A 7,311-nucleotide genomic window follows, 5' to 3' on the forward strand; every position below is an offset into this window, starting at 1 on the left:
TACCGGGGGCTGAAGTCGCTCGCCGGCCGGCTGGGTGCGGCGGGTGTGACGAAGGACGGTGCCCGGACGCTGGGGGAGTCGGAGTGAGTGGCAACGGCGGCCCCAGCCGTATGGAGTGCCGACCGTGCGACAGGGATGGATACGGAAATGGGTGAACGGCAGCGCGACCGCACTGCGGGCGGCCGCCGAGGCGTGCACCCGCACGGCACCGGGTCCGCGTCCCGGTCCGGTGGCGGCATGACGGAGGCCGGTGCCTCGTTGGAGGAACTGCTCGCCGCCGCGCTGCGTGAGGGCGCCCTGGAGAGAGCGGCCGAGCGACGGGCGGTGGATGCCTTCCGGGCGGCCCGGGCCGACGGGTCGCACCGGGCGGCCCGGACCCGCCGCCGGGACGACTGGCGGCCGCGCGAGCGCCGGGGTGCCCGCCGTTCGGTGAGAGCCACCCTCGCCCTCTTCCTGTCGAGCCTGACGCTGGGCGGTGTCGCCGTCGCCGCCATCGGCTCCGCCCGGTCGGACGCCGAGCCCGAGCGCGGGCCGCGGTCCTCACCGCCCGCGAGGACCTTCGCCCCCTCTTCCGAGGACCGGTCCGCTTCCGGCTCCGGCACGGCCGGCACGTCCGGGGCCTCCGCCACGCCGGACCGTCCGGACACCGCCAAGGACACCGAGGCCCACTGCCGCGCCTACGAGCACGTCAAGGGCCGCGGCAAGGCACTGGACTCGGCGGCCTGGCAACGGCTGGTCACCGCGGCGGGCGGGAAGAACGAGGTGGCCGCGTACTGCGCCGCGCGACTGGGACGCACCACAGGAACAGGCGGCCCGTCGAAGAGGGCGGGGAAGCCCGGGCCCGGAAGCCCCGCCGAGCCGGAGAAGCCGGGGAGACCCGGAGGACCGGCCGGCAGGACGGCCGGAACCGGCGGCAAGACCGGCTGACCGGCGCCGAGGCAACGGCCGGGGCCGCCACCCCCCACAGGAGAGGCCCCGGCCGTCGCGCGGCACGGGCCGCGCGGCGGCCCGTACTTCCTACAGCGCCGATGGTGCGTTTTCTGTCACACCTCACCCCCACATTAGTTAGTTGCGCGTTGTACGGTCATGGACGGCAGACGGTTTCAGGCCGTAACGTGCCTTTCGCGCCGGGCGCGGGACGTGCATGATCACTGCACTGCAACCGCCGGCGGCCACGAGGCCGCGCACGATTGGCTCGATCTACTGAGGAACCACGGGGTGCTGGGGGACGACGCGGAGCTGACCGCCGCGGTGCTTGCGGCACAGGACGGGGACGAGACCGCGTTCCGGACTGTGTACCGCGCCGTGCACCCGCGGCTGCTCGGATACGTACGCACACTGGTCGGTGACCCGGACGCCGAGGACGTGGCCTCCGAGGCCTGGCTGCAGATAGCCCGCGACCTCGAACGGTTCAGCGGGGACGCCGACCGGTTCCGCGGCTGGGCCGCCCGCATAGCCCGCAACCGGGCCCTCGATCACATACGCATGCGCGGCCGCCGCCCGGCGATCGGCGGTGACGAAACGGAACTGACCGCGAAGCCCGCCGAGTCCGACACCGCGGGCGAGGCCATGGAGTCCCTGGCCACCGGCAGCACCCTCTCCCTGATCGCCCAGCTCCCGCAGGACCAGGCCGAGGCGGTCGTGTTGCGCGTGGTCGTGGGCCTGGACGCGAAGAGCGCCGCCGAGACGCTCGGCAAGCGTCCCGGCGCCGTACGCACGGCGGCGCACCGCGGGCTGAAACGGCTGGCGGAACTGCTCGGGGACGATCCGGAATCCGCGGGCGTGCTCGGCGCCCTGCCGCCCCCGCGAGAACCGCGTGGCCGCGCGGTGACGTCCGCCGGTGTGACGCATACGCGCGCCCGGACGCAGAAGGACATGTGATGGCCGACGAGCACTACCGATGGCTGGACCCCGAGGCGGCAGAGCGCCTGCTGCGCGGGGAGCCACTGGAGAACCTCGACGCCACCGCCCGTGACCAGGCCGAACGCCTCCTGCGCGCACTCGGCGCACTGTCCGCCGGGCCGTCCGCCGAAGCCTCCGCCACCACCACCGACGCCGACGCCGAACTGCCCGGTGAGGCCGCCGCGCTCGCCGCCTTCCGCAAGGTGCGCGCCGAGCAGGCCGACGCCCGGGCCGCCCTCGGCCGACCGGAGCAGCCGGTCACCCGGACGGACGTCGACGCCGTGGGACTCGTCCGCATCGGGGCCCGTGCCGAGGCCCGCGCCCCCTCGGGCGACGGGCACAGGGCCCGCCCCCGGCGTGCTCGCTGGGGGCGGCCGCTGCGTCTGGCACTGGCAGGCGCGCTGGCCGCCGGCGCGGTCGGCGGGGTCGCCGCGGCGGCCACGACCGGGGTCCTGCCGACGCCGTTCGGCGGCGACGAGCCCGGGCCCGCCGCCTCCGTCTCGGCCCCGGCGGCCTCCGAGCGCCCCCTGGTCTCGCCCTCTCCGGACGGCACCGCGAGCGGCGGGGGCACCGCCGCGTCCGGCGGCGGCACGTCCGGCTCCGACGGCAGCGTCGCCGGCGCCTCCCCGGGCTCCGGCGCCACCGCCCCGGGGCAGGACGACTCCACCGCCGGCACCGGCGACCCGCAGGACGGCGCCACCGGCCGCTGGAACAAGGTGGCCTCCGCCTGCCGCGACCTGCGCGACGGCCGGGACCTCGGCACCGGCCGCAAGCTGGCCCTGGACAGCGCCGCCGGTGGCCCCGGCCGGGTGTGGACGTACTGCAAGTTCGTCCTGAAGACGGTCGACGGGCGCTCCGGCGGCCAGGGCGGCGGCGACACGGACGGGAACAAGGGCGGCGGTCAGGGCGGTCAGGGCGGCCAGGACGGACAGCACGGCCACGGAAACGGAAACGGGAACGGGAACGGGAACGGCGGCCACGGTGACGACGAAGGCGGTCACATAGGCGGCGGTGGCCGTCCCGGCAAGGGCGGATCCACCCACCCGCCCTTCGGCCCCTCGCTCCCGGACCGCACGGCCACCCGCTCGGTCCCGGCCCCGGCGCCCACCTACAGCGCGCTGTGATCCTCCGGCCGGCCGGCCCCTTCACGGCCACGGCGCGGCTCCCGCGCTGAACGGCCGGTCACCGGCGTGTCCCGCTCACCCTCCTGACCCGTGCTGACCTGCGGTTTCGTGTTCGGCGAAAAATTCTTCCCGCAGGGTGTGACGTTTTCGGGCGCCGCGGCGCAGTAATGAGTGAGCCGACTGGTCATCGGCCGTCGCACAGAGCCGGGGTTCCCCCCGTACCCACGGCTCGTGCATTCGGCGCGGGCGGGACACGTTCCCCCGGTCCCGCCCGCGCCCCGAAATCCCCTCGGTCTCCAGCGCCGGGTCTTGCCGTCGCTCACCAGTACACGACGACCTTGTCGCCCACCCGCACCTCGGCGAAGAGCCGGGAGACCGCCGCCTCGTCCCGCACGTTGACGCATCCGTGCGAGCCGCCCGCGTAACCCCGGGCGGCGAAGTCGTAGGAGTAGTGCACCGCCTGGCCACCGCTGAAGAACATCGCGTACGGCATGGGGGAGTGGTAGAGCGTCGACACATGGTGCCGGGACTTCCAGTAGACCTGGAACACGCCTTCGCGGGTCGGCGTGTACTGCGCCCCGAAGCGCACCGCCATCGTCGACACGGTCCGCCCGTCGACCATCCAGCGCAGCGTCCGGCTGGTCTTGTCGATGCACAGCACGCGTCCGGTCAGGCAGCGCGGATCCGGGGCTCCGGCCGGCTGGCCGCCCATCAGGTACAGCTCCCACCGGCCCGGCTCGTGCGTCATGGCCCGCAGCCGCTGCCAGGTCACGGTGTCGGTGCGCCCCGTGCGCGGCAGCCCGCGCTTGCCCTGGAAACCGCTGACCGCCTTCTCCGTCAGATCGTCGTACGTCCCGGTCGGGCCGTCGAAGAGCCAGTCGACCTGGCGCAGCCGGGCCTGGAGCTCGCGCACGTCCCGGCCGCTGTCGCCGCGCGACCACAGGACGGGCGCGGTCGAGGCCGCGGGCGGGGACGTGCTCGGCGCGGACCCGCCCGCACCGCCGCCGGACGGCGGAGCGGTGGACCGGTGGGCGGACGGCGTCCGCGAACCGGGGATGTCGATGTGCACGGGCGAGCGGTGCCGGCCGTCCTGGCCGGGCGCCTGCACCGTGCAGCCGTACAGCGCGGCGAGCACCACGGCGGCGGTCGCGACGAGCGCCGGTCTCCTCATGCCCCCGATACGCATGCCGCCCCCCGGCGTCTCATCCGGATGCCGGGAGTGCCGTCCACGCCCGGCCGTCACGGGGATGTCTCCCCACGCGTGACGCGCGGCGAACCACAGGGCAAGGTGGGAGACACAGGTCTGTGAGGAAGGTCCCAGCGCGGTGCACTCCACCCGGCGCACGGCCGCCGCTACAGTCCGTGGCGAGGGTCGGCTGTACCGGCGGGTAACTCACGAGTAACCCAGTAATTCACACAACGCGGAACGCGGAGGCACACACCATGGCGCGCGAGTCGGAGTCCGGGCTGCCCATCGAGCCGGTCTACGGACCGGACGCCCTGGAGGGCTGGGACCCGGCCGGGAAGCTGGGCGAACCGGGCTCGTACCCCTTCACCCGCGGTGTGTACCCCACGATGTACACCGGGCGCCCCTGGACCATGCGCCAGTACGCCGGTTTCGGCACGGCCACCGAGTCCAACGCCCGCTACAAGCAGCTGATCGCCAACGGCACCATGGGCCTGTCGGTCGCCTTCGACCTGCCCACCCAGATGGGCCACGACTCCGACGCGCCGATCGCCCACGGCGAGGTCGGCAAGGTCGGCGTGGCCATCGACTCGATCGACGACATGCGGGTGCTGTTCGGCGGGATCCCGCTGGACAAGGTGTCCACGTCGATGACCATCAACGCCCCTGCCGCGCTGCTGCTCCTGCTGTACCAACTGGTCGCCGAGGAGCAGGGCGTCCCGGCGGACAAGCTCACCGGCACGATCCAGAACGACGTGCTGAAGGAGTACATCGCGCGCGGGACGTACATCTTCCCGCCCAAGCCCTCCCTGCGCCTGATCGCGGACATCTTCAAGTACTGCAAGGCCGAGATCCCGAAGTGGAACACCATCTCGATCTCCGGCTACCACATGGCGGAGGCGGGCGCCTCCCCCGCGCAGGAGATCGCCTTCACGCTCGCCGACGGCATCGAGTACGTCCGCACGGCCGTCGCGGCGGGCATGGACGTGGACGACTTCGCGCCCCGCCTGTCGTTCTTCTTCGTGGCCCGCACGACGATCCTGGAGGAGGTCGCCAAGTTCCGCGCGGCCCGCCGGATCTGGGCGCGGGTGATGAAGGAGGAGTTCGGCGCGAAGAACCCCAAGTCGCTGATGCTGCGCTTCCACACCCAGACGGCCGGCGTGCAGCTGACCGCCCAGCAGCCCGAGGTGAACCTGGTCCGCGTCGCCGTCCAGGGCCTCGCCGCGGTGCTCGGCGGCACCCAGTCCCTGCACACCAACTCCTTCGACGAGGCCATCGCCCTGCCGACGGACAAGTCCGCCCGCCTGGCCCTGCGCACGCAGCAGGTGCTCGCGTACGAGACCGACGTGACCGCCACGGTCGATCCCTTCGCCGGTTCCTACGTCATCGAGAGCATGACCGACGAGGTCGAGGCGGCCGCGCTGCAGCTGATGCGGAAGGTCGAGGACCTCGGCGGCGCGGTCAACGCCATCGAGCACGGCTTCCAGAAGCAGGAGATCGAGCACAGCGCCTACCGCATCGCCCAGGAGACCGACTCCGGCGAGCGGGTCGTGGTCGGCGTCAACCGCTTCCAGCTCGACGAGGAGGAGCCGTACGAGCCGCTGCGGGTCGACCCGGCGATCGAGGCCCAGCAGGCCGAACGTCTGGCCAAGCTGCGCGCCGAGCGCGACCAGGCGGCCGTGGACACGGCCCTGGAGTCGCTGAAGAAGGCCGCCCAGGGCGAGGACAACGTCCTCTACCCGATGAAGGAGGCCCTGCGCGCCCGGGCCACGGTCGGCGAGGTCTGCAACGCGCTGCGCGAGGTGTGGGGCAACTACGTGCCCTCGGACGCGTTCTGAGCTTGGCCATTCCTACGAACGGGTGACCGGGGGCGGAAGACATCCGCCCCCGGTTACTCTCGTGGAGAGTGGGCCCCTACAAGGAGGACGCCATGGCCGTACTGCAGCAGGAGCTGTCCCTGGGCGAGGCCGCCGCCCAGCTCGCCCGTGCACTGCCTGGCCACCGCGTGGAGATTCTCCAGGGGAGGCTCACTGTGACACCGCCGCCGGACGGCTCACATCAGCTGGCACTGACCAAGCTCGGCAGGGCGTTCGACGGCGCGGGGATCGTCGAGGCCGGGTGTGAATACGTCCAAGGCGTCGGACTCTGGCTGCCCACACTGCCCTCGGACTTCGCCATCCCGGATTTCTCCGTGGTCGAAGGAGACTTCCGCGACGCCCATGTCACCAAGAACTACTACGCACCGCACGTCTTCCGGATGGTGGTCGAGGTGACGTCGTCCAATTGGTCCGACGACCTCGGGCCCAAGGTGGAGTGCTACGCCCAGGCAGGCATTCCGGCCTACCTCGTCGCCGACCGGAAGCATGGGGAAGTCCTCCTCTACACCGACCCGGCGGACGGCAAGTACCCCGACCCCCGGCGTTTCGAGCGCGGCGTGCGCGTCCCTGTTCCGAAGTGCGTCGGCGTGGACCTCGAGCTCTCCGTCGACGTCCTTCTCGACGGCGACGGCTGATCCGCGCTCTGCCGGTGCCCCGGGCCGCTACGGCCCCGGCCGGGACAGCGCCGTGCGCAGCTTCGGGGTCAGCCGCTCCTCCACGTACCGGTTCATCAGCCACGCCAGGGTGAGCATCGCGAGCACCGTCAGCAGGAAGGTCCCGTAGGACGGGATGCCGAGCCGCCGGTGCAGCGCCTCGATGACGACCCAGCCCAGGTGTTCGTGCACCAGGTAGAAGGGGTACGTCAGCGCGCCCGCGACGGTCAGCCAGCGCCAGTCGGCCCAGTGCAGCAGCCCGAGCGCGATCACGGCGACGGCGGCGAAGCCGAGCGTCACGACGAGGACGATGCCGGTGGCGCCGCGGTAGGAGAAGCCGTGCGCGTCCGGGGCGTGCCACAGCCGCTGGACCGCGTAGTGCTGGCCGATCAGCCAGCTCACCGCCACGATGCCCCAGGCGTACGCGTCGCGCCGGTCGCGGTGGACGAGGTAGAGGCCGATGCCGCCGACGAAGTACGGCGTGTACTCGGGCATCAGCACGATGTCCAGCAGCGGCATCCTCGCGCCCTGCGCGATCGCGGAGGCCAGCGTCCAGCAGGCGCAGAAGA

General features: G+C 72.8%; 7 protein-coding genes and 1 pseudogene. 6 read left to right on the plus strand and 2 right to left on the minus strand.

Annotated features, from left to right (window positions below):
* The 4 genes and pseudogenes from IE249_RS36250 to IE249_RS05065 all read left to right on the plus strand — a co-directional run.
* A pseudogene (locus tag IE249_RS36250) lies at positions 1-87 on the plus strand (RNA polymerase sigma factor); the annotation flags it as partial.
* Between the two features lie 150 nt (positions 88-237).
* A complete protein-coding gene (locus tag IE249_RS05055) occupies positions 238-927 on the plus strand; it encodes a hypothetical protein (RefSeq protein ID WP_189703519.1) in 690 nt (229 codons plus the stop codon).
* Positions 928-1,218: 291 nt separating this feature from the next.
* Positions 1,219-1,881: an RNA polymerase sigma factor gene (locus tag IE249_RS05060; protein WP_189703520.1), complete on the plus strand. Its 663-nt coding sequence runs from the start codon at positions 1,219-1,221 to the stop codon at positions 1,879-1,881.
* Positions 1,881-3,026, plus strand: a complete 1,146-nt coding sequence (locus IE249_RS05065; RefSeq protein WP_189703521.1) for an extensin — start codon at positions 1,881-1,883, stop codon at positions 3,024-3,026. Before IE249_RS05060 ends, IE249_RS05065 begins: the two co-directional genes overlap by 1 nt.
* A 319-nt stretch (positions 3,027-3,345) precedes the next feature.
* Here IE249_RS05065 and IE249_RS05070 read toward each other — a convergent pair whose 3' ends face one another.
* Positions 3,346-4,197, minus strand: coding sequence for a L,D-transpeptidase family protein (locus tag IE249_RS05070; protein ID WP_229857552.1), 852 nt, complete (start codon positions 4,195-4,197; stop codon positions 3,346-3,348).
* Between the two features lie 272 nt (positions 4,198-4,469).
* Here IE249_RS05070 and IE249_RS05075 point away from each other — a divergent pair, with 272 nt between their 5' ends.
* Both IE249_RS05075 and IE249_RS05080 read left to right on the plus strand, forming a co-directional pair.
* A complete protein-coding gene (locus tag IE249_RS05075; protein ID WP_189703523.1) occupies positions 4,470-6,050 on the plus strand; it encodes an acyl-CoA mutase large subunit family protein in 1,581 nt (526 codons plus the stop codon).
* A 92-nt stretch (positions 6,051-6,142) separates the two neighbouring features.
* Positions 6,143-6,724, plus strand: coding sequence for a Uma2 family endonuclease (locus tag IE249_RS05080; protein WP_189703524.1), 582 nt, complete (start codon positions 6,143-6,145; stop codon positions 6,722-6,724).
* 27 nt (positions 6,725-6,751) lie between these two features.
* On the opposite strand, the gene IE249_RS36255 is transcribed toward IE249_RS05080, so the two are convergent.
* Positions 6,752-7,311, minus strand: a 560-nt coding sequence (locus IE249_RS36255; protein ID WP_373304346.1) for an acyltransferase family protein, incomplete at its 5' end; no start/stop codon positions are given.

Source organism: Streptomyces anandii JCM 4720, assembly GCF_014650655.1.
Classification (GTDB): Bacteria; Actinomycetota; Actinomycetes; order Streptomycetales; family Streptomycetaceae; genus Streptomyces; species Streptomyces anandii.